The 24,392-nt window shown below is 57.5% G+C and carries 25 protein-coding genes and 1 pseudogene; 22 read left to right on the top strand and 4 right to left on the bottom strand.

The features are described 5' to 3' along the window. Positions 1–266 precede the first annotated feature (266 nt). The 5 genes from ACMXYH_RS26125 to ispD all read left to right on the top strand — a co-directional run bounded on the left by ACMXYH_RS26125 (position 267) and on the right by ispD (position 5,349). Positions 267–1,898, top strand: a complete 1,632-nt coding sequence (locus ACMXYH_RS26125; RefSeq protein ID WP_140677631.1) for a CTP synthase — start codon at positions 267–269, stop codon at positions 1,896–1,898. Between the two features lie 5 nt (positions 1,899–1,903). Then, on the top strand, positions 1,904–2,749 hold the full coding sequence (gene kdsA, locus ACMXYH_RS26120; protein ID WP_046054578.1) for a 3-deoxy-8-phosphooctulonate synthase: 846 nt from the start codon (positions 1,904–1,906) through the stop codon (positions 2,747–2,749). A gap of 156 nt (positions 2,750–2,905) precedes the next feature. After that, entirely contained in the window at positions 2,906–4,195 is a 1,290-nt protein-coding gene (gene eno / locus ACMXYH_RS26115) for a phosphopyruvate hydratase (protein WP_033059918.1), read from the top strand. 171 nt (positions 4,196–4,366) lie between these two features. After that, positions 4,367–4,645, top strand: coding sequence for a cell division protein FtsB (gene ftsB, locus ACMXYH_RS26110; RefSeq protein WP_008028992.1), 279 nt, complete (start codon positions 4,367–4,369; stop codon positions 4,643–4,645). After that, the gene (gene ispD / locus ACMXYH_RS26105) at positions 4,642–5,349 is read left to right on the top strand and encodes a 2-C-methyl-D-erythritol 4-phosphate cytidylyltransferase (RefSeq protein WP_415765408.1); all 708 of its coding nucleotides are present in this window, start codon (positions 4,642–4,644) and stop codon (positions 5,347–5,349) included. The genes ftsB and ispD overlap by 4 nt, the downstream gene beginning before the upstream one ends. Positions 5,350–5,449: 100 nt before the next feature. Here ispD and ACMXYH_RS26100 read toward each other — a convergent pair whose 3' ends face one another. Beyond that, positions 5,450–6,346: a LysR substrate-binding domain-containing protein gene (locus tag ACMXYH_RS26100; RefSeq protein WP_129441643.1), complete on the bottom strand. Its 897-nt coding sequence runs from the start codon at positions 6,344–6,346 to the stop codon at positions 5,450–5,452. A 107-nt stretch (positions 6,347–6,453) separates the two neighbouring features. On the opposite strand from ACMXYH_RS26100, the gene ACMXYH_RS26095 reads away from it, so the two are divergent. From ACMXYH_RS26095 to rpoS, 8 genes are all read left to right on the top strand, one after another. Then, a complete protein-coding gene (locus ACMXYH_RS26095) occupies positions 6,454–7,566 on the top strand; it encodes an S-(hydroxymethyl)glutathione dehydrogenase/class III alcohol dehydrogenase (protein WP_129441645.1) in 1,113 nt (370 codons plus the stop codon). An 8-nt stretch (positions 7,567–7,574) separates the two neighbouring features. After that, positions 7,575–8,420, top strand: coding sequence for an S-formylglutathione hydrolase (gene fghA, locus ACMXYH_RS26090; protein WP_415765407.1), 846 nt, complete (start codon positions 7,575–7,577; stop codon positions 8,418–8,420). Positions 8,421–8,463: 43 nt separating this feature from the next. Further along, the gene (gene ispF, locus ACMXYH_RS26085; RefSeq protein ID WP_010462780.1) at positions 8,464–8,937 is read left to right on the top strand and encodes a 2-C-methyl-D-erythritol 2,4-cyclodiphosphate synthase; all 474 of its coding nucleotides are present in this window, start codon (positions 8,464–8,466) and stop codon (positions 8,935–8,937) included. After that, complete coding sequence (truD, locus tag ACMXYH_RS26080) at positions 8,934–9,992, top strand: tRNA pseudouridine(13) synthase TruD (RefSeq protein ID WP_415765406.1); 1,059 nt, start codon at positions 8,934–8,936, stop codon at positions 9,990–9,992. The genes ispF and truD overlap by 4 nt, the downstream gene beginning before the upstream one ends. Next, positions 9,980–10,729, top strand: a complete 750-nt coding sequence (surE, locus tag ACMXYH_RS26075; protein WP_415765405.1) for a 5'/3'-nucleotidase SurE — start codon at positions 9,980–9,982, stop codon at positions 10,727–10,729. Before truD ends, surE begins: the two co-directional genes overlap by 13 nt. 41 nt (positions 10,730–10,770) lie before the next feature. Beyond that, the gene (locus ACMXYH_RS26070; RefSeq protein ID WP_177327881.1) at positions 10,771–11,406 is read left to right on the top strand and encodes a protein-L-isoaspartate(D-aspartate) O-methyltransferase; all 636 of its coding nucleotides are present in this window, start codon (positions 10,771–10,773) and stop codon (positions 11,404–11,406) included. Positions 11,407–11,617: 211 nt separating this feature from the next. Continuing rightward, positions 11,618–12,475, top strand: a complete 858-nt coding sequence (locus tag ACMXYH_RS26065) for a peptidoglycan DD-metalloendopeptidase family protein (protein ID WP_415765404.1) — start codon at positions 11,618–11,620, stop codon at positions 12,473–12,475. A 105-nt stretch (positions 12,476–12,580) separates the two neighbouring features. Then, positions 12,581–13,588, top strand: a complete 1,008-nt coding sequence (gene rpoS / locus ACMXYH_RS26060; protein WP_008154012.1) for an RNA polymerase sigma factor RpoS — start codon at positions 12,581–12,583, stop codon at positions 13,586–13,588. A gap of 485 nt (positions 13,589–14,073) precedes the next feature. Here rpoS and fdxA read toward each other — a convergent pair whose 3' ends face one another. Both fdxA and mutS read right to left on the bottom strand, forming a co-directional pair. Beyond that, positions 14,074–14,397 (bottom strand): ferredoxin FdxA, encoded by a 324-nt coding sequence (gene fdxA, locus ACMXYH_RS26055; RefSeq protein WP_008154011.1) that lies wholly within the window; start codon positions 14,395–14,397, stop codon positions 14,074–14,076. 142 nt (positions 14,398–14,539) lie between these two features. After that, positions 14,540–17,119 (bottom strand): DNA mismatch repair protein MutS, encoded by a 2,580-nt coding sequence (gene mutS, locus ACMXYH_RS26050; RefSeq protein WP_415765403.1) that lies wholly within the window; start codon positions 17,117–17,119, stop codon positions 14,540–14,542. Positions 17,120–17,330: 211 nt separating this feature from the next. Here mutS and ACMXYH_RS26045 point away from each other — a divergent pair, with 211 nt between their 5' ends. The 4 genes and pseudogenes from ACMXYH_RS26045 to ACMXYH_RS26030 all read left to right on the top strand — a co-directional run bounded on the left by ACMXYH_RS26045 (position 17,331) and on the right by ACMXYH_RS26030 (position 20,989). Beyond that, positions 17,331–18,065 (top strand): XRE family transcriptional regulator, encoded by a 735-nt coding sequence (locus ACMXYH_RS26045; RefSeq protein WP_134418891.1) that lies wholly within the window; start codon positions 17,331–17,333, stop codon positions 18,063–18,065. A 541-nt stretch (positions 18,066–18,606) separates the two neighbouring features. Next, positions 18,607–19,041, top strand: coding sequence for a tail fiber assembly protein (locus tag ACMXYH_RS26040; protein WP_415765402.1), 435 nt, complete (start codon positions 18,607–18,609; stop codon positions 19,039–19,041). Positions 19,042–19,182: 141 nt separating this feature from the next. Then, positions 19,183–20,519: pseudogene (locus ACMXYH_RS26035) on the top strand (IS4 family transposase). A gap of 122 nt (positions 20,520–20,641) precedes the next feature. Continuing rightward, the gene (locus tag ACMXYH_RS26030) at positions 20,642–20,989 is read left to right on the top strand and encodes a phage holin family protein (RefSeq protein WP_056739181.1); all 348 of its coding nucleotides are present in this window, start codon (positions 20,642–20,644) and stop codon (positions 20,987–20,989) included. A 145-nt stretch (positions 20,990–21,134) separates the two neighbouring features. Here ACMXYH_RS26030 and ACMXYH_RS26025 read toward each other — a convergent pair whose 3' ends face one another. Beyond that, positions 21,135–21,281, bottom strand: coding sequence for a hypothetical protein (locus tag ACMXYH_RS26025; RefSeq protein ID WP_415765401.1), 147 nt, complete (start codon positions 21,279–21,281; stop codon positions 21,135–21,137). 216 nt (positions 21,282–21,497) lie between these two features. Between ACMXYH_RS26025 and ACMXYH_RS26020 the strand changes: the two genes are divergently transcribed. The 5 genes from ACMXYH_RS26020 to ACMXYH_RS26000 all read left to right on the top strand — a co-directional run bounded on the left by ACMXYH_RS26020 (position 21,498) and on the right by ACMXYH_RS26000 (position 24,331). Next, entirely contained in the window at positions 21,498–22,103 is a 606-nt protein-coding gene (locus ACMXYH_RS26020) for a tail fiber assembly protein (protein ID WP_415765400.1), read from the top strand. Positions 22,104–22,188: 85 nt separating this feature from the next. Beyond that, entirely contained in the window at positions 22,189–22,767 is a 579-nt protein-coding gene (locus ACMXYH_RS26015) for a gp53-like domain-containing protein (RefSeq protein WP_415765399.1), read from the top strand. Continuing rightward, positions 22,768–23,214 carry a phage tail assembly chaperone gene (locus ACMXYH_RS26010; RefSeq protein WP_415765398.1) on the top strand — a complete coding sequence of 149 codons (447 nt, stop codon included), beginning with the start codon at positions 22,768–22,770 and terminating at the stop codon, positions 23,212–23,214. 35 nt (positions 23,215–23,249) lie between these two features. Then, the gene (locus tag ACMXYH_RS26005) at positions 23,250–23,813 is read left to right on the top strand and encodes a glycoside hydrolase family 19 protein (protein WP_415765397.1); all 564 of its coding nucleotides are present in this window, start codon (positions 23,250–23,252) and stop codon (positions 23,811–23,813) included. After that, positions 23,795–24,331: a lysis system i-spanin subunit Rz gene (locus ACMXYH_RS26000; RefSeq protein WP_415765395.1), complete on the top strand. Its 537-nt coding sequence runs from the start codon at positions 23,795–23,797 to the stop codon at positions 24,329–24,331. Before ACMXYH_RS26005 ends, ACMXYH_RS26000 begins: the two co-directional genes overlap by 19 nt. Positions 24,332–24,392: the final 61 nt, after the last annotated feature.

The raw sequence follows: 24,392 nt of genomic DNA, 5'->3' as shown, positions 1-24,392 counted from the left end.
TTCCGGTAGACTACGCTCCCTTCTTGATACAACTTCTGTGGATTCGCCTGAATTGCAGGAGTTGCCGATTACCAAGCAGTCTTTGCTGGGCGATTCCAAAAAATGTGTAGCGAGCAACGTACCGGTGTTTCATCTTCCGGTCTGTCCCAACGCGGCGGTTTTTTTGAAAGGTGCACTGTGATTAATGCAGGTGATCGGGGGCTTCGGCCTTCCTTCGCTTTCCCCGGCGGCTCGGACCGCTTTAACGCAGACTTCTAGGGTTTTTCATGACGCGCTACATATTCGTCACGGGCGGTGTTGTTTCTTCATTGGGGAAAGGCATCGCATCGGCTTCATTGGCGGCCATCCTGGAGGCGCGGGGACTTAAGGTCACCATGCTGAAGCTGGACCCGTACATCAACGTTGACCCGGGCACCATGAGCCCGTTCCAGCACGGTGAAGTGTTCGTCACCCACGACGGCGCCGAGACCGACCTGGACCTGGGCCACTACGAGCGGTTCATCCGCACGACCATGACCCAGAACAACAACTTCACCACCGGCCGTGTCTACGAACACGTCCTGCGCAAAGAGCGCCGTGGTGATTATCTGGGCGCCACCATTCAGGTGATCCCGCACATCACCGACGAAATCAAGCGCCGGATCATCAAGGGCGCTGGCGATGCCGACGTGGCCATGGTCGAGATCGGTGGCACCGTGGGTGACATCGAATCCCAGCCGTTCCTCGAAGCGATCCGCCAATTGCGTTTCGAAGTCGGTGCCAAGCGCGCGATGCTGATGCACCTGACGCTGGTGCCGTACATCGCCACTGCCGGCGAAACCAAAACCAAGCCTACCCAGCACTCGGTCAAGGAACTGCGTTCCATCGGCCTGCAACCAGACGTGCTGGTCTGCCGTTCCGATCACCCGATCGACATCTCCTCGCGTCGCAAGATCGCTCAGTTCACCAACGTTGAAGAACGTGCGGTGATTGCGCTGGAAGACGCAGACACCATCTACAAGATCCCGGGCATCCTGCACTCCCAGGGCCTGGATGATTTCGTCGTCGAGCGTTTCGGCCTGCAATGTGGCGGCGCCGATCTGTCCGAGTGGGAAGCCGTGGTCGACGCCAAGCTCAACCCTGAGCATGAAGTCACCATCGCGATGGTCGGCAAGTACATGGAATTGCTGGACGCCTACAAGTCGCTGATCGAAGCGATGAGTCACGCCGGCATCAGCAACCGCACCAAGGTCAACCTGCGCTACATCGACTCCGAAGACATCGAAAACCAAGGCACTGCGCTGCTGGAAGGTGTCGACGCGATTCTGGTACCTGGCGGCTTCGGTCTGCGTGGCGTGGAAGGCAAGATCACCGCCGTTCAATACGCTCGCGAAAACAAGGTTCCGTACCTGGGCATCTGCCTGGGCATGCAAGTGGCCGTGATCGAGTTCGCTCGTAACGTGCTGGGCTGGAAAGACGCCAACTCCACCGAGTTCGATCGTGCCAGCGGTCATCCGGTCGTGGGTCTGATCACCGAGTGGGAAGATGCCACCGGCGCAGTCGAAACCCGTACCGAAGCGTCCGATCTGGGCGGCACCATGCGCCTTGGCGCTCAGGATTGCCTGCTGGAGCCAGGTTCCCTGGTGCACGATTGCTACGCCAAGGACGTGATCGTCGAGCGTCACCGTCACCGCTACGAAGTGAACAACAACCTGCTTCCGCAAATCATGGAAGCCGGTCTGAAAATCACCGGTCGTTCCGGTGATGGCGCCCTGGTGGAAGTGATTGAAGCCCCGGATCATCCATGGTTCGTCGCTTGTCAGTTCCACCCTGAGTTCACCTCGACACCACGCGACGGTCACCCGTTGTTTAGCGGTTTCGTTAAAGCAGCATTGATTCAACACCAGAAGAAGGCATAAATCTGATGGCGCAGAAGATCATCCGCGTAGGCGATATCGAGATTGCCAACGACAAGCCAATGGTGCTTTTCGGTGGCATGAACGTGCTGGAAAGCCGCGACATGGCGATGCAGGTCTGCGAAGAGTACGTGAAGGTCACCGAGAAACTCGGTATCCCTTACGTGTTCAAGGCCAGCTTCGACAAGGCCAACCGTTCCTCCGTGACCTCTTACCGTGGCCCCGGCCTGGAAGAGGGCATGCGGATTTTCCAGGACATCAAGCAAGCGTTCGGCGTGCCGATCATCACCGACGTCCACGAGCCTGATCAGGCCGCGGTCGTCGCTGAAGTCTGCGATATCATCCAGCTGCCAGCCTTCTTGTCGCGCCAGACCGACCTTGTGGTCGCGATGGCCAAGACCGGTGCGGTGATCAACATCAAGAAAGCCCAGTTCCTCGCACCTCAGGAAATGAAACACATCCTGAGCAAATGCGTGGAAGCGGGTAACGATCAGTTGATCCTCTGCGAACGCGGATCGAGCTTCGGCTACAACAACCTGGTCGTCGACATGCTCGGCTTCGGCATCATGAAGCAGTTCGAATACCCGGTGTTCTTCGATGTGACCCACGCGCTGCAAATGCCCGGCGGTCGCTCCGATTCCGCCGGCGGTCGCCGCGCTCAGGTCACCGACCTGGCAAAAGCCGGTATGAGCCAGTCTTTGGCGGGCCTGTTCCTTGAGGCCCACCCGGACCCGGACAACGCCAAATGCGACGGCCCTTGCGCCTTGCGTCTAGACAAACTGGAGCCATTCCTGGCCCAGCTCAAAGCTTTGGACGAACTGGTGAAGAGTTTTCCGACGGTAGAAACCGCGTAATCCTCATTTCTCCGGTAAAGTACCGCACGAATTAATGCTCAGGCCCTCGGGTCTGAGCCTTATCGTCCGCAAGTCTGCCCGCTGCACATCACTTGCCGGCGATACAAGATTTCCTTCAGCTGCGTCGTTTTCGTCAACTTTGGAGTGTTTACAACAATGGCAAAAATCGTCGACATCAAAGGTCGTGAAGTTCTCGACTCCCGTGGCAACCCCACCGTGGAAGCGGACGTGCTTCTCGATAACGGCATCATCGGCAGTGCTTGCGCGCCGTCCGGTGCTTCCACTGGCTCGCGTGAAGCGCTCGAGCTGCGTGATGGCGACAAGAGCCGTTACCTGGGCAAGGGCGTACTCAAAGCCGTCGCCAACATCAACGGTCCGATCCGCGACCTGTTGAAAGGTGCAGACCCAAGCGACCAGAAAGCGCTGGATCACGCGATGATCAAGCTCGACGGCACCGAAAACAAAGGCTCCCTGGGCGCCAACGCGATCCTCGCCGTTTCCCTGGCAGCCGCCAAGGCAGCCGCACAGGATCAGGACCTGCCGCTGTACGCTCACATCGCCAACCTGAACGGCACCCCGGGTGTTTACTCGATGCCGGTTCCGATGATGAACATCATCAACGGTGGCGAACACGCCGATAACAACGTCGACATCCAGGAATTCATGGTTCAGCCGGTTGGCGCCAAGTCTTTCTCGGAAGGTCTGCGCATGGGCACAGAGATTTTCCATCACCTGAAAGCTGTTCTGAAGGCCCGTGGCCTGAGCACTGCTGTGGGTGACGAAGGTGGTTTCGCACCGAACCTGGCCTCCAACGAAGACGCTTTGAAAGTGATCTCCGAAGCCGTGGCCAATGCCGGTTACAAGCTGGGCACCGACGTGACCCTGGCACTGGACTGCGCTGCCAGCGAATTCTACGAGGACGGTAAATACAACCTGTCCGGCGAAGGCCAGGTGTTCACCGCTGAAGGTTTCGCTGATTACCTGAAAGGCCTGACCGAGCGTTATCCGATCATCTCGATCGAAGACGGTCTGGACGAGTCCGACTGGGCTGGCTGGAAAATCCTCACCGACAAGATCGGCGAGAAAGTCCAACTGGTTGGCGACGACCTGTTCGTAACCAACACCAAGATCCTCAAAGAAGGCATCGATAAAAAGATCGCCAACTCGATCCTGATCAAGTTCAACCAGATCGGCACCCTGACCGAAACCCTGGAAGCCATCCAGATGGCCAAGGCCGCTGGTTACACTGCTGTTATCTCGCACCGCTCCGGCGAAACCGAAGATTCGACCATTGCCGACCTGGCCGTGGGCACCTCGGCAGGCCAGATCAAGACCGGCTCCCTGTGCCGTTCGGACCGCGTTTCCAAGTACAACCAACTGCTGCGTATCGAAGAGCAGTTGAATGGCAAAGCCAAGTACAACGGTCGCAGCGAATTCCGCGGTTAATCGTTAATTGGTAAAAAGACACCGGATTGTGTCGGAAAAATCGCTACAGCGATGGATTTGCCACTAATCTGATGCCTTATAAGCACAAGCCTGGGTCTTCCAGGCTTCGTGCTATCAGAAGCTTCAAAGTTTTGGCATGGCTGTCTTTTTTCACTGGATACCTGATATTCGATGCGCAGTCCCAATTGGTTGTTCCTCGTCTTGCTCCTGCTGCTGGCTGGCCTGCAATACCGCCTGTGGGTGGGTAATGGCAGTCTGGCGCAAGTGGCCGAACTGACTCAGCAGATCGCAGATCAACACGCTGAGAACGAGGGGCTGCTTGAGCGCAATCGGGTGATGGACGCGGAAGTCAGTGAGTTGAAAAAGGGCATGGAGACCGTTGAAGAGCGAGCTCGTCATGAGTTGGGCATGGTCAAGGACGGTGAAACTCTTTACCAGCTGGCCCAATGAACCCTTCGTTACCGGCCTTCTGGGCTGTAATTCCTGCCGCGGGCGTCGGTGCCCGTATGGCCGCGGACCGTCCCAAGCAATACTTGCAACTGGGTGGGCGCACTATTCTCGAACACAGCCTTGGCTGTTTCCTTGATCATCCTTCCCTGAAAGGGCTGGTGGTCAGTCTTGCTGTCGATGATCCTTATTGGCCGAACCTGATGTGTGCTAGCGATCCGCGAATTCAGCGGGTTGAAGGCGGCTCCGAGCGTTCCGGGTCGGTACTCAATGCGTTGCTGCATTTGCATGCGCAAGGCGCTGACGATGAGGATTGGGTGCTGGTTCACGATGCCGCGCGGCCAAATCTGAGCCGTGATGATCTGGACAAGTTGCTGGGTGAGCTCGCAGATGATCCTGTCGGTGGACTGCTGGCGGTTCCTGCACGCGATACCCTCAAGCGGGTCGACAAGCACGGTCGTGTGGTCGAAACCGTGGATCGCAGTGTGATTTGGCAAGCCTATACGCCGCAGATGTTTCGCCTTGGCGCATTGCATCGGGCGTTGGCCGACAGTCTGGTGGCCGATGCAGTGATTACTGACGAAGCATCAGCCATGGAGTGGTCCGGCATGGCGCCGCGCCTGATCGAAGGTCGGTCCGACAACCTCAAGGTCACGCGCCCTGAAGACCTGGAATGGCTTCGTCAGCGTTGGGCTAACCGCCGTTAAAAGATCGCAGCCTCGTTTCACTCGATAGCTCCTACACATTGCGGTGAACGCAGGCAATGTAGGAGCTATCGAGTGAAACGAGGCTGCGATCTTTTGATCTTCAAACGCTGTACTCCGGCCTCAACGCCAACCCCTCCTTCAAGTAATCCACCAACTTGCGCACCTTCGGCGACAGATGCCGTTGCTGTGGATAAAGCGCCCAAACGGCCGTGTTGGGCGGTTGATGCGCATCGAGCAGCGAAATCAATTCGCCGTTTTTCAGATGCTCCAGGACGTAATAGTCCGGCAGCTGACACAAACCCACGCCCTGTAACGCCGCATCCAGCACTGCTTGCCCACTGTTGCAGCGCCAGTTTCCCTGTACCCGCTGCGAAAATTCCCGCCCGTTCTGTTCCAGTTGCCAGATGTCCGAGCTGCCGATGAGGCAGTTGTGGCGGCTTAGTTCCGACAAGCTATGCGGGCGACCATACCGTTCCAGGTAGGACGGCGATGCGCACAGGTACATTCGCCGTGGCGCCAGACGTGTCGCCACCAGTCGTGAGTCTTGCAGACGGCCAAGGCGGATCGCCAGATCCAGGCCTTCATGGACCAAATCGAGAGGGCGGTTACTCAGTTCTATGTCAACGCGCAGTTGCGGATACAACCCCATGAATCGCGTCACCAGCGGCACGATGAAGCGCTCGCCGTAAGCCACGGCGCAGGTCATGCGCAGCATGCCTTTAGGTTCGCTGGTAAGGTCGCCGACCGCCCGCAGCGCTTCCTCGCGGCCATCCTGTAGGCGCTGGCAATGTTGCAGAAAGGTTTGCCCGGCCTCGGTCAAGGTGACCCGGCGGGTGCTGCGATAAAGCAGGCGGGTTTGCAGACGCTCTTCGAGGCGTACTATTTGTCGACTGATGTGGGAGGACGAAACCCCGAGGCGTTCCGCGGCAGCCGTGAACTGGCTGCACTCGGCCACGGCGACGAACTCGTCGATACCTTCCCAGCGGTTTTCGGACATCAAGGATTATCCCTGTATGGCAATAATGTTTTGCTTTTGGCCGGATTATTCACCGTCAGGTGGTGTATTACACTCCCTGTCTCGTTTTTATGCACTGGAGAATCCACATGATCAAGTCGCGCGCTGCCGTTGCCTTCGAGGCCAAGAAACCCCTCGAGATCGTTGAAGTCGATGTCGCCATGCCCAAGGCAGGTGAAGTCCTGCTGCGTGTGGTTGCTTCCGGTGTCTGCCATACCGATGCCTACACGCTGTCGGGCGCGGACCCGGAAGGCATCTTCCCGTCGATCCTAGGTCACGAAGGTGGCGCGGTGGTTGAGGCGATTGGTGAGGGCGTGACCTCCGTCGCTGTCGGCGATCATGTAATCCCGCTGTACACCCCGGAATGCCGCCAGTGCAAATTCTGTCTGTCGGGCAAAACCAACCTGTGTCAGGCAATTCGCGCGACTCAGGGCAAAGGCCTGATGCCTGACGGTACTTCGCGCTTTTCCTACAAGGGCCAACCAATTTTCCACTACATGGGGACCTCGACGTTCTCCGAGTACACCGTGCTGCCGGAAATCTCCGTCGCCAAAATCCCAAAAGAAGCGCCACTGGAAAAAGTCTGCCTGCTGGGCTGCGGTGTCACCACCGGCATCGGGGCAGTTCTCAATACCGCCAAGGTGAAACCAGGTGATACCGTCGCCATTTTCGGCCTCGGCGGCATCGGTCTGTCGGCAGTGATCGGCGCCGTCAAAGCCAAGGCTGCGCGGATCATCGCCATCGACATCAACCCGGCCAAATTCGAGATCGCCAAGCAGTTGGGTGCAACCGATTGTGTGAACCCGAAAGATTTCGATCGTCCGATCCAGGAAGTCATCGTCGACATGACCGACGGCGGCGTTGACTTTTCCTTCGAATGCATCGGCAACGTCCAATTGATGCGCGCCGCACTTGAGTGCTGCCACAAGGGTTGGGGCGAATCGGTAATCATCGGTGTTGCCGGTGCCGGCCAGGAAATCGCCACGCGTCCATTCCAGTTGGTGACCGGTCGAGTCTGGCGCGGTTCGGCGTTCGGTGGCGTGCGTGGCCGTACCGAGTTGCCAAGCTATGTCGAGATGGCTGAAACCGGCGAAATCCCGCTGGATACTTTCATCACCCACACCATGGGCCTGGAAGATATCAACAAGGCGTTCGACCTGATGCATGAAGGCAAGAGCATCCGTTCCGTCATCCATTTCTGAGGTCGGTCATGAGCCTGGAAAATATCTCCTGCCAGAAAAGCTTCGGCGGCTGGCACAAACGCTATCGGCACCGCTCCGATGTGCTCGGCTGCGACATGGTGTTTGCCGTGTACCTGCCGCCGCAAGCGGAGCAGGGCGGCAAACTGCCGGTGCTGTATTGGTTATCCGGCCTGACCTGCACCGACGAAAACTTCATGCAAAAGGCCGGCGCCATGCGCATGGCCGCCGAGCTGGGGCTGATCATCGTTGCCCCGGACACCAGCCCTCGCGGTCCCGATGTGCCGGGTGATCCGGATGGCGCCTGGGACTTCGGCCTCGGTGCCGGGTTTTATCTGAATGCCACGCAGGAACCCTGGTCGCGACACTATCGGATGCATGACTATGTCGTGCAGGAATTGCCTGCATTGGTCGAAGCCCATTTCCCGGCCTCGGACAAGCGCGGCATCAGCGGTCATTCCATGGGCGGTCACGGCGCGCTGGTCTGCGCGTTGCGTAATCCGGGGCGTTATCAGTCGGTGTCGGCATTCTCGCCGATCAACAATCCGATCGACTGTCCTTGGGGGCAGAAAGCCTTTTCCCGCTACCTGGGTGAAGACCGATCGAAATGGCGTGAGTGGGATGCCTGCGTCCTGATTGCCGAAGCAAACGAGAAGTTGCCGCTACTGGTCGACCAAGGTGATCGCGACGATTTCCTGGCCACCCAGCTCAAGCCTGAAGCGTTGCAGCAGGCTGCCAAACTGGCCGGTCATCCGCTGACGTTGCGCTTGCAACCCGGCTACGACCACAGCTATTTCTTCATCGCAAGCTTCATTGATGACCACTTGCAGCATCACGCACGCGCCCTAGGCGCCTAATGCAGGTAGAATCACGCCCTGACAAAAATCGGGGCGTTTTTTTATGCGTATTGGCCACGGCTATGATGTGCACCGTTTCGCTGAAGGCGATTTCATTACTCTGGGCGGCGTGCGCATTGCACACGGCTTCGGGCTGCTCGCTCACTCCGACGGTGACGTCCTGCTGCACGCCTTGAGCGATGCCTTGCTCGGCGCCGCTGCGCTGGGTGATATCGGCAAACATTTCCCGGACACCGACCCGACATTCAAGGGCGCCGACAGCCGTGTGCTGTTGCGTCATGTCGTCGCACTGATCCACGCCAAGGGCTGGAAAGTCGGCAACGTCGATAACACCATCGTCGCCCAGGCGCCGAAAATGGCCCCGCATATCGAATCGATGCGCGCGCTGATTGCCGCGGATCTTCAAGTTGAGTTGGATCAAGTGAACGTGAAAGCTACCACCACCGAAAAGCTCGGCTTTGTCGGTCGCGAAGAAGGCATTGCCGTGCATTCCGTTGCCTTGTTGCTGCGCGCATGAACGAACTGCAATTGCTCGGCCCGCGGGCCTATGGCGAAGCCCTCGGCACCGCGGCACTGAAAGCCACTGCGGAAGATTTTCAGGTCGATGAAGTCCTCAACATCCCCCTCAGTGGCGACGGCGAACACTTGTGGATCTGGGTGGAAAAACGCGGTCTGAATACCGAAGAAGCGGCACGGCGGATCGCCAAGGCGGCGGGCGTGCCATTGCGCACCGTCAGTTACGCGGGCCTAAAGGATCGTCAGGCACTGACTCGCCAGTGGTTCAGCGTGCAGCTGCCGGGCAAGGCTGATCCTGATCTGTCGGCGGCGGAAAACGATACGCTGAAGATCCTCAAGACCGGTCGGCACAAACGCAAGCTGCAGCGCGGTGCTCACTCGGCCAATGGCTTCACGTTGCGACTGACGCAATTCGCTGGCGACAAAGCGGCGATCGAAGAGCGTCTGCAACTGATCGCCAAGCAAGGTGTTCCCAATTATTTCGGCGCCCAGCGTTTTGGGTTTGACGGCGGTAACGTGGTCGATGCCCGTGCGTGGGCGGCGCGTAAAGCCTTGCCGGAACAGCGCAACGTGCGTTCGCGTCTGCTCTCTACGGCGCGCAGTTTTCTGTTTAATCAGGTGTTGGCGGCGCGTGTCGCCGATGGCAGCTGGCAGCGTGCCCAGGTTGGCGATCTGCTGGCCTTCACCGACAGTCGCAGCTTTTTTCCGGCAGGTGTTGCCGAGTGCAGCGACCCGCGTCTGGCAATTCTCGATCTACACCCGACCGGTCCGCAGTGGGGCGAAGGTGACTCGCCGGCCACTGGCGCTGTCCATGAACTGGAGCAGGCAATCGCCACTCGCGAAGCGGACTTGCGTGATTGGTTGATTAACGCCGGTATGAGCCACGAACGTCGCATCCTGCGGCTGCCCATTGGTGGGTTGACGTGGCATTATCCCGAGCCTGACATTCTGCAACTGGAATTCGTCCTCCCGGCCGGATGCTTCGCCACCGTATTGGTGCGCGAGCTCGTTGATCTGGTGCCGGTGGGGCAGACGGACAGCCCATGCGTATTCTGATTTCTAACGACGATGGGGTAACCGCACCCGGTCTCGCCGCGCTTTATGCTGCGCTGGCGGATTACACCGAATGCGTGGTTATCGCCCCGGACCAAGACAAAAGCGGCGCCAGCAGCTCGCTGACGCTCGACCGTCCGTTACACCCGCAAACCCTGTCCAACGGCTTTATCAGCCTCAATGGCACACCGACCGATTGCGTGCACCTGGGCCTCAATGGCTTGCTGGAGCGCGAGCCGGACATGGTGGTTTCGGGCATCAACCTGGGTGCCAACCTGGGTGATGACGTGTTGTATTCCGGCACCGTGGCGGCGGCCCTTGAGGGACGTTTCCTGGCGCGGCCTTCGTTTGCCTTTTCGTTGGTCTCACGGCAAGTGGAGAACCTTCCCACAGCTGCGTACTTTGCGCGCAAACTGGTAGAGGCTCACGCGGACCTTGAACTGCCACCGCGTACGGTACTGAACGTGAACATTCCCAATTTGCCGCTGGATCACATCCGCGGTATTCAGCTGACCCGCCTCGGACATCGCGCACGTGCTGCAGCGCCGATGAAAGTGGTCGATCCGCGCGGTAAATCCGGTTACTGGATTGCGGCGGCGGGGGATGCCGAAGACGGCGGCCCGGGCACCGACTTTCATGCGGTGATGCAAGGCTATGTTTCAATCACCCCACTGCAACTGGATCGCACCTTTAATGATGCCTTCAGAAGTCTCGATGGCTGGCTGGAGGGGCTGAACTAATGGCTCGTGAACAAGACGATATTCTACGTCGCGGCATCGGGATGACCTCACAACGGACCCGTGAGCGCCTAATTCAGCGCCTGTATGAAGAGGGAATTTGCAACGCCAAGGTGCTGGAAGTCATTCGCCGTACACCGCGTCACCTGTTCGTCGACGAGGCGCTGGCTCACCGTGCCTACGAAGACACGGCGCTGCCGATCGGCAATAACCAGACCATCTCGCAGCCTTATATGGTGGCTCGCATGAGCGAGCTGCTGCTGGAGGCAGGTCCTCTCGACAAGGTGATGGAAATCGGCACCGGCTCGGGCTACCAGACTGCGGTGTTGTCGCAACTGGTCGAGCGAGTATTTTCCGTCGAGCGCATCAAGGTTCTGCAGGATCGGGCCAAGGAACGCCTGGTGGAACTGAACCTGCGCAACGTGGTTTTCCGCTGGGGTGATGGTTGGGAAGGCTGGCCGGCTCTGGCGCCGTACAACGGCATTATCGTGACCGCGGTGGCGACCGATGTACCTCAGGCGCTGCTTGATCAATTGGCGCCGGGAGGGCGGCTGGTGATCCCGGTTGGATCGGGTGAGGTTCAACAATTGATGCTGATCATCCGGGAAGAGCAGGGCTTTTCCAGGCGTGTTCTGGGGGCTGTTCGCTTCGTCCCGTTACTCAATGGGCCGCTCGCCTGAGCATTTGTTTCAGCGCGCTGAATTCTCTTCGATTGCTCCTGTCTTACAGCGGCATCGATCAGTTAAACGGGATTCATCGTCAGGCAGCAAACGTGTGCGCGAAGCCATTTCGCTTCATTAAAGGTAAAGCCTGCACGGCCCGTTATACTTGCGACATTTCATGCCGGAACACGGCAATCCACATTTTCAGCCACCACAAAGGGAGCGGCGGGTGAGTCTCACAGTCATTGCGCAGCGAATGGGTAAAACGAGCTTTCAGCGCCTGGTGACTGGCCTTGTCTTGAGCACCTTGCTGGTCGGTTGCTCCAGCAACAAGTCGAGTGATGTACGCGTCGTCGATCGCAATAACGCCGTCGCGCAGCGTCCGGCAGTGACCACGGGTCAATACGTCGTTCGACCTAAAGACACCTTGTTCTCCATTGCCTTTCGCTACGGCTGGGACTACAAAGCCCTCGCTGCACGCAACAACATTCCTACGCCTTATACGATCCATCCGGGTCAGACGATTCGCTTTGACGGTCGCACCGGCTCAACGCCGACGCCGGTGGTCAGCGCCACCGATTCAACGCCTTCTTCGTCGCTGAAAACCACGGTTATCCGGCGCCAGGCGAATGGCGCAACTACGAGCACAGCAGTGGTTGCACCGTCCGTCGCCAGCAAGCCGACCCCTGCTCCGATGCCTCCTGCCGGTCCGGCCCCGACCGGCTGGGGGTGGCCATCTAATGGCATTCTTATTGGAAAATTCTCTTCAAACGGCAGTTTGAATAAAGGAATTGATATCGCTGGGGATTTGGGACAGCCTGTTTTAGCTGCGTCTGATGGGACGGTGGTATACGCCGGGAGTGGCTTAAGGGGCTACGGCGAATTAGTCATCATCAAACACAGCGATACCTACGTAAGTGCCTACGGACATAACCGCAGGCTGTTGGTTCGGGAGGGGCAGCAGGTCAAAGTCGGACAGACAATTGCCGAAATGGGGTCAACAGGTACAGACCGGGTGAAGCTGCATTTTGAGATTCGCCGACAAGGTAAACCTGTAGATCCGCTGCAATTCCTTCCACGTCGTTGATCGCTTTCCAGCCTGTTCCGTCGCGTAGAGGGAACAGGCTCCAGCGTTGCCAAGGATAAAGGCGCCGCTTGAGCCTGAGGTCGAACTCACCAAAGGACTATAACAATGGCTCTCAGTAAAGAAGTGCCGGAGTTTGACATCGACGATGAGGTTCTCCTGATGGAGACCGGCATCGGTACGGATTCGATGTCGAATGATGAAGGGGCTGCTCCACCTTCCGTTCGTGCCAAATCCAAACACTCCGCCTCGTTAAAGCAACACAAGTACATTGACTACACGCGTGCACTCGATGCCACGCAGCTGTACCTCAATGAGATTGGATTTTCCCCTCTGCTGTCCCCCGAAGAAGAAGTTCATTTTGCGCGCTTGTCGCAAAGTGGAGATCCGGCTGGGCGCAAACGCATGATTGAAAGTAACCTGCGGCTGGTGGTGAAAATCGCCCGGCGTTACGTCAATCGTGGCCTGTCGCTGCTGGACCTGATCGAAGAGGGCAACCTCGGGCTTATCCGGGCGGTAGAGAAGTTCGACCCCGAACGCGGCTTCCGCTTTTCGACCTACGCGACCTGGTGGATTCGTCAGACCATCGAGCGCGCGATCATGAATCAGACCCGGACCATCCGGTTGCCGATTCATGTGGTCAAAGAGCTCAACGTGTACCTGCGGGCTGCACGGGAGCTGACGCAAAAACTCGATCACGAACCCTCACCCGAAGAAATTGCCAACCTGCTGGAAAAACCAGTGGGAGAGGTCAAGCGCATGCTCGGCCTGAACGAGCGGGTTTCTTCGGTCGACGTCTCGCTGGGTCCGGATTCGGATAAAACCCTGCTGGACACCCTTACCGATGACCGTCCAACCGATCCATGTGAACTGTTGCAGGATGACGACCTGTCCCAGAGCATCGATCAATGGCTCTCGGAGCTGACCGACAAGCAACGCGAAGTGGTGATACGCCGCTTCGGCCTGCGCGGTCACGAGAGCAGCACGCTTGAAGATGTAGGCCTGGAGATTGGCCTGACCCGGGAGCGGGTCAGACAGATTCAGGTTGAAGGCCTGAAGCGTCTTCGGGAGATTCTCGAGAAGAATGGCTTGTCGAGCGAGTCGCTGTTTCAATAAGCAATTTGCTGAGTAAGCCCTATAAAGCCCCGACTGGTTCGGGGTTTTTTATTACCTGGGAAACAGGCTGGGAGTTCCCTCCGTAATCACATCTGCTTTGTAGTCTCTCGCTGTAAGTGTTTGCTTACTCTTTCGTAAGTGTTCGCTAATTCCATGGGTAGCAGCCGTACATATTCCTACGTGAGAGATGATTAACTAATTGATTTATATGCTTATTTTTTAAGATTAATAGCTTGTGACAGCCAGTTTCAGCTAACGGGGGTGATTGCTCTTGGTAGGGAACTCTCTAGTATCTGAACTGTGTCGACGGACAGACACGCCCTTCAAGGATGAGGGGAAAGGACATCGCAGGAAGCGATTCATCAGGACGATGAAAAGGAACACAGGGAATAGGGAAAAAATGTGGGCGGGTCAAACCGCCCCTTTTTTTGCCTGCAGAAAAGCAAAAAGGCCCGCAAGGGGCCTTTTCGAGAACGCGGGGGTAATCAGCGTTCGAGATCTTTGATCTTGCCTTTGACGCCATCCCACTCTTCGGCATCGGGCAACGATTCTTTCTTCTCGGTGATGTTGGGCCAGATTTCCGCCAGCTCAACGTTCAGCTGAATGAATTGCTGCATGTCTTCCGGGACTTCATCTTCGGAGAAGATGGCCACGGCAGGGCATTCTGGTTCGCACAGTGCGCAGTCGATGCACTCATCCGGGTGAATCACCAGGAAGTTCGGGCCTTCGTAAAAGCAGTCCACCGGACAGACTTCTACGCAGTCGGTGTACTTGCACTTGATGCAGTTGTCGGTGACGACGAAGGTCATTTCTAATTTTCTCCTCAGGCGGCGGCAGCGGAGCCCCTTCACGTTGGGGTCGCCAGGTTTGGGAGCGATAGTCTGCTGGTCAGGCTATAAGCCAGCAGCATCCCAAACCGCGCGAGATTCTAACAGCTTGCAGGCAAGTGCGTTAGATCCGTGTCTTTAGTGTATAGAGCATTTCTAGCGCCCGACGCGGTGTCATGTCGTCCAGATCAAGTTTGGCCAGATCATCCAGCACCGGATGCGGCAGGCTGGCGAACATGTCGCTCTGCTGCGGCGCGGCCGGTTTGCCTTTGGCAGTCTTGGGAACTTCATGAGGCAGGGCGGTCGCTTCCAACCGGCCCAGGTGTTCGCGAGCGCGCACGATCACTTCGCTCGGCACACCGGCCAACTGCGCAACCGCAAGGCCGTAGCTCTGGCTGGCAGGCCCTGGCAGCACGTGGTGCAGGAACACGATGCGTTCGTTGTGCTCGGTGGCATTAAGGTGCACGTTGGCTACCAGCGGTTGCGCCTCCGGGAGTACCGTCAGCTCGAAGTAGTGGGTGGCGAACAGCGTATAAGCCCGCAGATGCGCCAGGCGTTCGGCCGCCGCCCACGCCAGGGACAGACCGTCAAAGGTGCTGGTGCCGCGACCGACTTCGTCCATCAGCACCAGGCTGCGCTCGGTGGCGTTGTGCAGAATGTTCGCGGTTTCGCTCATTTCGACCATGAAGGTCGAGCGCCCGCCGGCCAGGTCATCGCTGGAACCGATCCGGGTAAAGATCCGGTCCACCAGAGACAGCTCGCAACTGGCTGCCGGCACGAAGCTGCCGATGTGTGCCAGCAGCACGATCAGAGCGGTCTGGCGCATGTAGGTGGATTTACCGCCCATGTTCGGACCGGTGATCACCAGCATGCGGGTGTTGTCGTCGAGGCTCAAGTCGTTGGCCACGAACGGCGTGGTCAGCACTTGCTCGACCACCGGGTGACGACCCTGGCTGATGCGCATGCACGGCTCACTGACGAAGCGCGGGCAGTTCAGATCGAGGTTCAGTGCACGTTCGGCAAGGTTGGTCAGCACGTCCAGCTCGGCCAGTGCCGCGGCGGTGTCCTGCAACGGTGGCAACTGGGCGATCAAATCTTCGAGCAGTGCTTCGTAGAGCATCTTCTCGCGCGCCAGGGCGCGGCTCTTCGCTGACAGCGCCTTGTCTTCGAACGCCTTCAGTTCCGGCGTAATGAAGCGCTCGGCCCCTTTCAACGTCTGGCGACGGATATAGTCTGCCGGCGCCGATTCAGCCTGCTTGCTTGGCAACTCAATGAAGTAGCCATGAATGCGGTTGTAACCGACTTTCAGGTGCGACAGACCGGTACGGGCCTTCTCGCGTGCTTCGAGGTCGATCAGGAACTGCCCGGCGTTTTCGCTGAGCGATTGCAAATCGTCCAACTCGGCGTCGTAACCGGTTTTCAACACGCCGCCGTCACGGATGACTGCTGGTGGGTTGTCGATGATGGCTTTTTCCAGCAGGGCCGCCAGTTCCGGGTAGGTGCTGGTGGTCTTCGCCAGTTGAATAATGTGCGGAGCTTCCAGCTCGGTCATCGCAACCTGCAACTCAGGCAATGCACCCAGCGCATCGCGCAGGCGAGCCAGGTCACGAGGACGGGCATTGCGCAGGCCGATCCGCGCCAGGATCCGCTCGATGTCGCCGATCTCCTTGAGCTGCGGTTGCAGTTTCTCGAAGCGGTAACCGTCGAGCAGGCAGGTAATCGAGGTCTGGCGCGCCAGCAATACGGTCAAATCCCGCAGCGGACGGTTCAGCCAGCGGGTCAGCAGACGGCTGCCCATGGCGGTCTGGCAGCGATCGACCACCGATTGCAACGTGTTGTCGCGACCGCCAGCCAGGTTAGTGTCCAGTTCCAGGTTGCGACGGCTCGCGCCGTCCAGCACCACGGTGTCGTCCAGGCGTTCATGACGCAGGCTGCGCAAATGGGGCAGGGCAGTGCGCTGGGTTTCCTTGGCGTAGCTGAGCAGGCAACCGGCGGCGCCGATGGCCAGGGTCAGGTTCTCGCAACCGAAACCTTTCAAGTCCTGGGTCGAGAATTGTTGGCAAAGACTTTTCAGTGCCGAGTCACGCTCGAAATCCCACGGCGCACGGCGACGAACCCCACGACGTTTCTCCGCCGGCAGATCCTTCGGCCAGTCGTCCGGGATCATCAGCTCTACCGGATTGACCCGCTCCAGTTCCGCCAGCAGGTTTTCCCAGCCCTTGATCTCCAGCACGGTGAAGTTGCCGCTGGTGATATCCAGAACCGCCAGGCCGAACAGACGCTCGTCACCCAGGACCGCTGCGATCAGGTTATCCCGACGCTCATCCAGCAGCGCTTCGTCACTGACCGTACCCGGCGTGATGATCCGCACCACCTGACGATCCACCGGGCCCTTGCTGGTCGCCGGGTCGCCGACCTGCTCACAGATCACCACCGACTCGCCGAGCTTGACCAGTTTCGCCAGGTAACCTTCCGCGGCGTGGTAAGGAATCCCACACATGGGAATCGCCTGACCTGCCGACTGCCCACGGGCGGTCAGGGTGATGTCCAGCAATTTGGCGGCTTTCTTCGCGTCTTCGTAGAAGATCTCGTAGAAGTCGCCCATGCGATAGAACATCAGCTGGTCTGGGTGCTGGTTTTTCAGGCGCCAGTACTGCTGCATCATTGGCGTGTGGGAGGACAGATCGGAGAGCGCTTTATTCATCGGATAATCAGGCAAATTCGTTGAAAGGTGTAGGGCAAAGGAGGGGCATCGGCCCGGCTTTTCCGCGATGGGCGCAAGGTTAACATGGGCGGTCCACCCGAAGCAGGCATGAAAGCCCTGCGATACATTTCTTCTGTCTATGCACGGCATATGCGCAACTTATGCAATTTGGCATTTGTCTTCCACGAAAAGAACAAGCACTATGCGCTTTATGCAAAAACGCAATGTTTCTACCGTCTTAAGAGCGCTGCTCGATCAGCACGGGATCTCCCCCACGGAGCTTCACCGTCGCACCGGCGTGCCTCAATCCACTCTCTCGCGGATCCTCGGCGGGAAGATCGTCGATCCCTCGGATAAACACATCTCGAAGATCGCCGAGTACTTCGCCGTGAGCACCGACCAGTTGCGGGGCCGTGCGGATGTCGCGCCGGCAGCCAGCACCGGGCGCGATCAATTGCATTCGGAACTCAAGGACATAAGTCTGTGGGACGACGATACGCCCGTCGATGATGACGAGGTATCAGTCCCCTTTCTTCGCGAGGTTGAATTGGCTGCAGGATCAGGAAGGTTCGTCATCGAAGAGAGCGAACGCTCTAGCCTGCGCTTCGGCAAGCGGAGTCTGCGCCACAACGGCGTGCAGTTCGACCAGGCCAAATGCGTGACGGTGCGCGGCAACAGTATGTTGCCGGTACTGCGCGACGGCGCCACCGTCGGCGTTAATGCCGGCAAGTGCGGGATCGGCGATATCGTGGATGGCGACCTTTATGCCATTAACCATAACGGCCAGCTGCGGGTGAAACAGCTTTATCGCCTGCCTACCGGGATACGCCTGCGCAGCTTCAATCGCGATGAACATCCGGACGAGGACTACACCTTCCAGGAAATCCAGGAAGAGCAGATTGTCATCCTCGGTCACGTCTTCTGGTGGGGCATGTACGCCCGATAACCTCACCGCTGTCAGATAAAACCCGCCACCGAGCGGGTTTTTTTTCGCCTGCCGAAAAGCGGCCAGCGCCTTTGCCTACGGGACTTTCATGCGCCTATGCATTTCAAACGCATAAATAAATGCATTAATGCATTGACTGTATATGCATCCATGCATATTCTTTGTCTCAAGCCGCTCAACAAAGCAGCTCGAAACGAAGCACTTTAGTTCCACCACAAGGCAGCGATGAACCGGCCTCAACGGTTCAGAGGGTTGGCAACTGACCCGGGTGTGCAGCGTAAAGCACCAAAAGCAGTTATCCGGCGGGCAGGGACCGCGGTCGGAAAAACAATTTGAATCGATCCGTACCGCGCCAGTAGCGCCGAAAAGTCAGCTTCCTTTTTGACGCAGGATTAAAGGAAGGCGAAGGACCGCATTACTGAGAAGCCCGGCAAGCGCCGGGCTTTTTTTTTGGAATGCCTACCTGACGTTATCAACGCGCCGGCAGGTGGGCAGAACGGAAGATCATCGTGTGTTCAGAATCAATCATAAGGACAACAGAATGAACCGTTATGTACTCATAGAGACAGCCTATAAAACCACCTATTTAATCGTTATTCAGGTGTTGGACACTGAAGAAGCCATGCCCACTACCCAGCCAGATGGAGTGACTGGTTCATGGCTTGATGTAACAGGTGACACTACTGCTCAAGTGGGATGGAAGGCTGAGTATTTTTTTGATAGGGGATGGGTCTTCGCTGAGCCGACTCATGAGGAGTATCTCATTCTTACCTCTGGTCGCATGCAAAAGCGGTTTGATGAAGCTGCTCGTTGGCTGATGTTCAACCCCTTGCAATACAAGGTAGATCTCGGCCTCGCCACTCCTGCAGATGAAGCGGTATTGCTTGCTTACAAGCAATACGTTGTTGCCGTCAGCGAGGTAAAAAATCAACCCGGCTATCCGTCCACGATCAACTGGCCGGTAGCGCCCTGGTAATTCGCCAGGACAGTCAAACCCAGAGACGGGACCGCATTACTGAAAAGCCCGCCTTGTGCGCAATGCTGTTCACTTAAGGATTGTTGACTAATCCTCAGGCAGCAGGAAAATCCGGAATCTGATAAGGATTCCGGATTTTTTATGTCTGTTACTCAGGATTTAAGCGCGGTTTTGGATTTTGCTGAGCAACCGCTCTCTCGCCTTGAGGTGTTCACCGATCATATTCCTCATAATTGGATTACCGCGGCGGCCGCTCTGGCGGATAAAGCCACGATCCGACGTCGGCGCTTGCCTTCTGACGTAGTCCTTTGGCTGGTAGTCGGGATGGCACTTTTCAGAGGTGAGCCAATAGTCGAGGTCGCTCGCCGACTGAATATTTGTGCCGACGGTCTTGCTAATGAGGTGCTGTTAGCCAAAAGCGGGTTGTCGCAGGCGCGCCAGCGTCTGGGGAATCAGCCTGTCGCTTGGTTATTTCAACAGTGCGCCAATGTCTGGGGATACGAGCGCTACCCGCAAGATGACTGGCACGGTCTTCAAGTCTTTGCCGTCGACGGTGTCTTGTTTCGAACCCCGGAAACGTCGTCATTGCGGGACCATTTTGGCTCCGGCAATACCTCCTCCGATCGTCAAACCCCTTATCCGGTGCTGCGCCTTGTTGCGTTGATGAACGCCCGTTCTCATATCATCGCCAACGCGGCCATCAGCCCTTACCGCAAAGGGGAGATCCCGCTGGCCAAGGACTTCATCGAGAGCATACCCACCACTCAGTGACCCTGCTGGACAAAGGGTTTTTCAGTGCGGACCTATTGTTGAGTATCCAAAGTACTGAAAAAAACCGGCATTGGATGATCCCGGAGCGCAAGGGCACTGTTCGCACGGAAATTGAACACTACGGCGATGGTGATTACCTAGTCCAGATGAAGGTCTCGCAGCAAGCGCGTAAAAAGAACCCACTGTTGCCTGAGTACTGGCAAGTACGGGCGGTCACCTACGAGGTCGCCGGGAAAGAAAAAACCGTCTTCACCTCCCTGCCAGCCTCGCACTTTAGCGCTGAGCAGGTCGCCACCCTTTATCACGAGCGATGGGAAATCGAACTGGGTTTCAGGGATATCAAAAGCTCAATGCAAGACAATGCCTTGACCCTTCGCAGCAAGACTGTAGATCTGGTGTATCAAGAATTATGGGGGCTGTTACTGGCTTATAACGTAGTGCGTCGAGAAGCCAGTCAGGCGGCTGTAGCTCATAAGCGGGCTCCCAGCGAGGTGAGTTTCAAGTTTGCCTGTCAGCACATCGCCAGCCATCTAGTGGTCATGGCCGGAGCGGTCTCGCCCTCACACACGCCAAGACGCCTGGACGAGCTTCGCGGCAGCATTGGTGTGCTCTTCATAGTAAAACGCCCCAGGCCTGCGAGGCCTAGGGCGGTGAAGATGTCTAAAACCCGGTATCCGGTTAACCGCAAGGCTGCTCCGCTTAAGTGAACAGCATTGCGGTTAGCGCCGGGCTTTTTGGAATGCCTACCTACCCTCAGGCAACTCAAGAGACACCGTTTGAAAGACACACACACACATACCGCTCATCAATCACCCCCAGGAGGCGTGACATGACAAACGAGCAACAAGCGTTGCTGGACATGCCGATCTGGCTCGTCATCGTCCTCGCCTTGGTGGGCGGGGTGTCCGGCGAAATGTGGCGCGCCGACAAGGAGGGCGCCCGCGGCTGGTCATTGCTGCGGCGTCTGGCCTTGCGATCCGGGGCCTGCATGGTCTGCGGGGTCTCGGCAATCATGCTGCTCTATGCCGCCGGCGTGTCGATCTGGACAGCTTGCGCGTTCGGTTGCCTGACGGCGATGGCCGGGGCAGACGTTGCCATTGGCCTTTATGAGCGCTGGGCGGCCAAGCGGATTGGCGTTTGCGAAGTTCCGCCGCGAGATACCCGCCAGGACCACTGAACACAAAGCCCAATGGAACGGCGAGCAGCGGTGCCGACCGGCATCCGACCCGCAAGGACGCGGGTTTCCCAAGGCCAGTACCTTTCACTCAAACCCGCCAACAAGGGGGGTATTGCTTGGTGAAAAACCATGAAGATCACCCCCCCTAATTACCCAACTGCGTGATCACTGCCCAACCCTCGCCGGTCGCGTGGCTGCCGGCATCGACCTCGAAACGCTGCAAGTCAGTACCCCGAGGGTTGTTGACGAAGGTCGCAGTGTTGACCCAGGTCGAATGGCTGGTAGTTGGCAAGTTGATATATTGAAGTCACACAGACATGAACTAAAAAGCGACATGTTGGGTGTTCCCTCAGGTGCCGGGTCAGTCGCTCTCGATGCTCTATTCAATCAAGGTCCTAGCAGTCTTGGTTTTACCGAAGTTACCGGCGGTATAGAAACGCGTCCACGAAATGTCACCTACCCAGGCAGAATAAAACTCATCTGAAATTAACGTTGGTCTGCGTTTTTAATGGATGCTCAAGATTTTTCAATAGAGGTGTTTATGGTTTATTACTATGTTTATGAAACAACGCAGGAATTGGTCGGTCCGGTGGAGTTGCCGGAGATCCCCGGTATGGGCGTTGTCCTGCCAGGCAATGCCATAGAGTTGCCGGAAGCATTGCCGGCCGCCGAAACGGGTTATGTATGGGTATGGCGTAACGGTGCCGCTTCGCAACTGATCGATTTGCGCAACCGCCCGGTGTATCGCAAAGACACAGGTGGCCTTCAATTCTGGTACGAGTTGGGCCCGTTGCCTGACTATCTGACCGTCAAGCCTCGCCCCGGCGAATATTATGTTTGGCTGAATGATGACTGGGAGCTGGACTTGGCTGCCGAACGAACAGGCAAAACCGCTCAAGTCAACGCCGAGCGAGACAATCGTCTGCGTGAGATTGTTATTCGCGTCGCGCCGCTGCAATACGCTTATGAACTAGGTGAGGCCACCAATGTTCAACTGGCCACTCTGCAAGAGTGGAAACGCTATACGCTCAAGTTGATGAACATTGAACAGCAACCGGACTTCCCGCTGATCATTGACTGGCCGGCTTCACCTGTCAGTGTCGTAACCGTATAAACTCTGAAACTTATTGATAACTGGAAGTGCAGTCTTGTGTTGCCAGCACACGGCTGCCTGCAAAATACCAACGGAAGGATATACCGTGGACTATCCCAATAGTGTCCCCAGCGGGGTGGCGAGTTTTGCCAGCGCCACGCCGAACACGGCGACGTTGCCGTCCATCAATGGACTTGCCCATGCCAGCACAATCCATGTCATCAACGCCGGAAACGGCGTGCTGACCATCAACCCGGCTGGCGCCGAAGTCATCAAGACCTGTAACAGCACGTTTGGGCCGGTCAAGCTCGGCGTCGGTGACTCCGCGCACTTCATCAAACTGAGTAGCGAGTGGCGCCTGTATGGGGGCTCGGTCAGCGACAAGTACGCTTCGTCCTTCTCCGGCGTCTATGGCAACGTCGGTTACCAGAAGTATCCCAGTGGCAACATTGAACAATGGGGCGTTGGCACCACGGATGCCAATGGCGATGTCTATATCACTTTCCCGATCTCGTTCCCGACGGCTTTTTCTTCGCTCGTCGCCACCCATGTGGGCGGCGACGGGGCGATGGTCATCCTGGTTGTGGGCACCGGGACCAAACAGGGCTGCCGCCTGAAAGCCCGGAATTTTTCCGGTCAGGTACACGCGGGGTGGAGCGTGAACTACTTTGCAAAGGGTTATTGAATGAACGCGTTCAATGTTTTGTTTAGCGCAAGTACCTGTGGTGTTTATGTTCCTGGAATCAATGCGTCGGATATCCCTTCCGATGTCATTGAAATCCCCCAGGCTTATTGGATTTCGTTACTCCAACAGTTGGCTGTAACCCCGAAAATGATTTCTGTACGGGCCGATAATGGCTATCCCGTTCTTGTGGATACACCGCCTCTTGTGCCGGAGGAAGCAGCGAAGGCCGAGCGTCTTTGGCGTGATAGCCAGCTATCGGCCACGGACAGTATGGTCGTCCGCGACAGGGACGAACTGGAGGACGGTGGCGGCACGACATTGACCACCGATCAATACGCCGAATTGCAGGCCTATCGCCGTGCACTTCGGGATTGGCCGCAAGGGTCATTCTTTCCTTTCAGCGAGCATCGACCCAGTGCGCCACTTTGGCTGGCTGGATATCTTTGACACGAACCAGACACTCTCCAGGGCCTGGGGGCTATATGACAGTTACGCAGCAACAACTACAGATCGTTATGCCCAGCGCTCGCTCCCAAGCGGGCGTTTTCATTTCCGCCCTGAACACAGCCATGTCTCACCGCAACATCAACACCCCAAAACGTATCGCCGCCTTCCTCGCGCAAGTCGGTCACGAATCGGGGCAGTTGCAATACGTGCGTGAGTTGGGGAGCGATCAATACTTGAGCAAGTACGACATTGGCGCACTGGCTGCGCGCTTGGGAAATACACCGGAGCCCGACGGCGACGGTCAAAAATATCGGGGGCGCGGCCTGATCCAAATCACCGGCCACAGCAACTATCGCCTATGCAGTCTCGATTTGTTTGGCGATGAACGCCTTCTGTCGCTGCCGGAACTGCTGGAACAACCCCAATGGGCCGCCGAATCGGCCGCGTGGTTCTGGGAGCAAAATGGCTTCAACGAACTGGCCGACCGCGACCAGTTCAACAGCATCACCCGCCGCATCAACGGCGGCCTGAACGGGCTGCAAGACCGTTTGCAACTCTGGGCGCGGGCGAGGGCGGTGTTATGCCAGCCTTCGGTTTGATCCCGATGTCTTACCGCGTCATTGGTGTTGTTGTGTTTCTGGCTGTGTTGGGCGGTGGCTCGGCGGCGCTGGCCTGGCGGTTTCAGGATTGGCGTTATGGCCGGCAACTGGCGGAGCTGACCAGCGTGCAAGCTGAGACTCTGAATCAACTGACGCTGGCAGCCGCAACGCAGCAACAGACCGAGCAGGACAAGCGCCTGGCACTGGAGCAGCGTCTTTCGACCAGCGAACAAACCCACTACCGAGCGCTTAGCGATGCCCAACGTGATCAAGGTCGCCTGCGCGATCGTCTTGCCACTGCTGATGTGCGCCTGTCAGTCCTCCTCGATGCCCATGACGCTGCCTCTGTCTGTGCAGTGCCAACCGCCTCCGGAGCCAGCCGCGTGGATCATGGAGCAGCGCGCGCCCGACTTGACCCGGCGCATGCTCAACGAATTGTCGCCATCACCGACGCCGGCGACCGCGGACTGATTGCCTTGCAGGCCTGTCAGGCTTATATCAGAGCCCTCGCTCGCTAACATTTTGATCGATCCTGCGCCTTGCAAGCGCTATCCGCTCGTGTACGGTAGTTCTCATTCC

It is taken from the genome of Pseudomonas frigoris, assembly GCF_047758635.1.
Taxonomy (GTDB): domain Bacteria; phylum Pseudomonadota; class Gammaproteobacteria; order Pseudomonadales; family Pseudomonadaceae; genus Aquipseudomonas; species Aquipseudomonas frigoris.
Note: the sequence above shows the minus strand (reverse complement) of the source record. Positions and strands in the feature narration are given on the sequence as shown.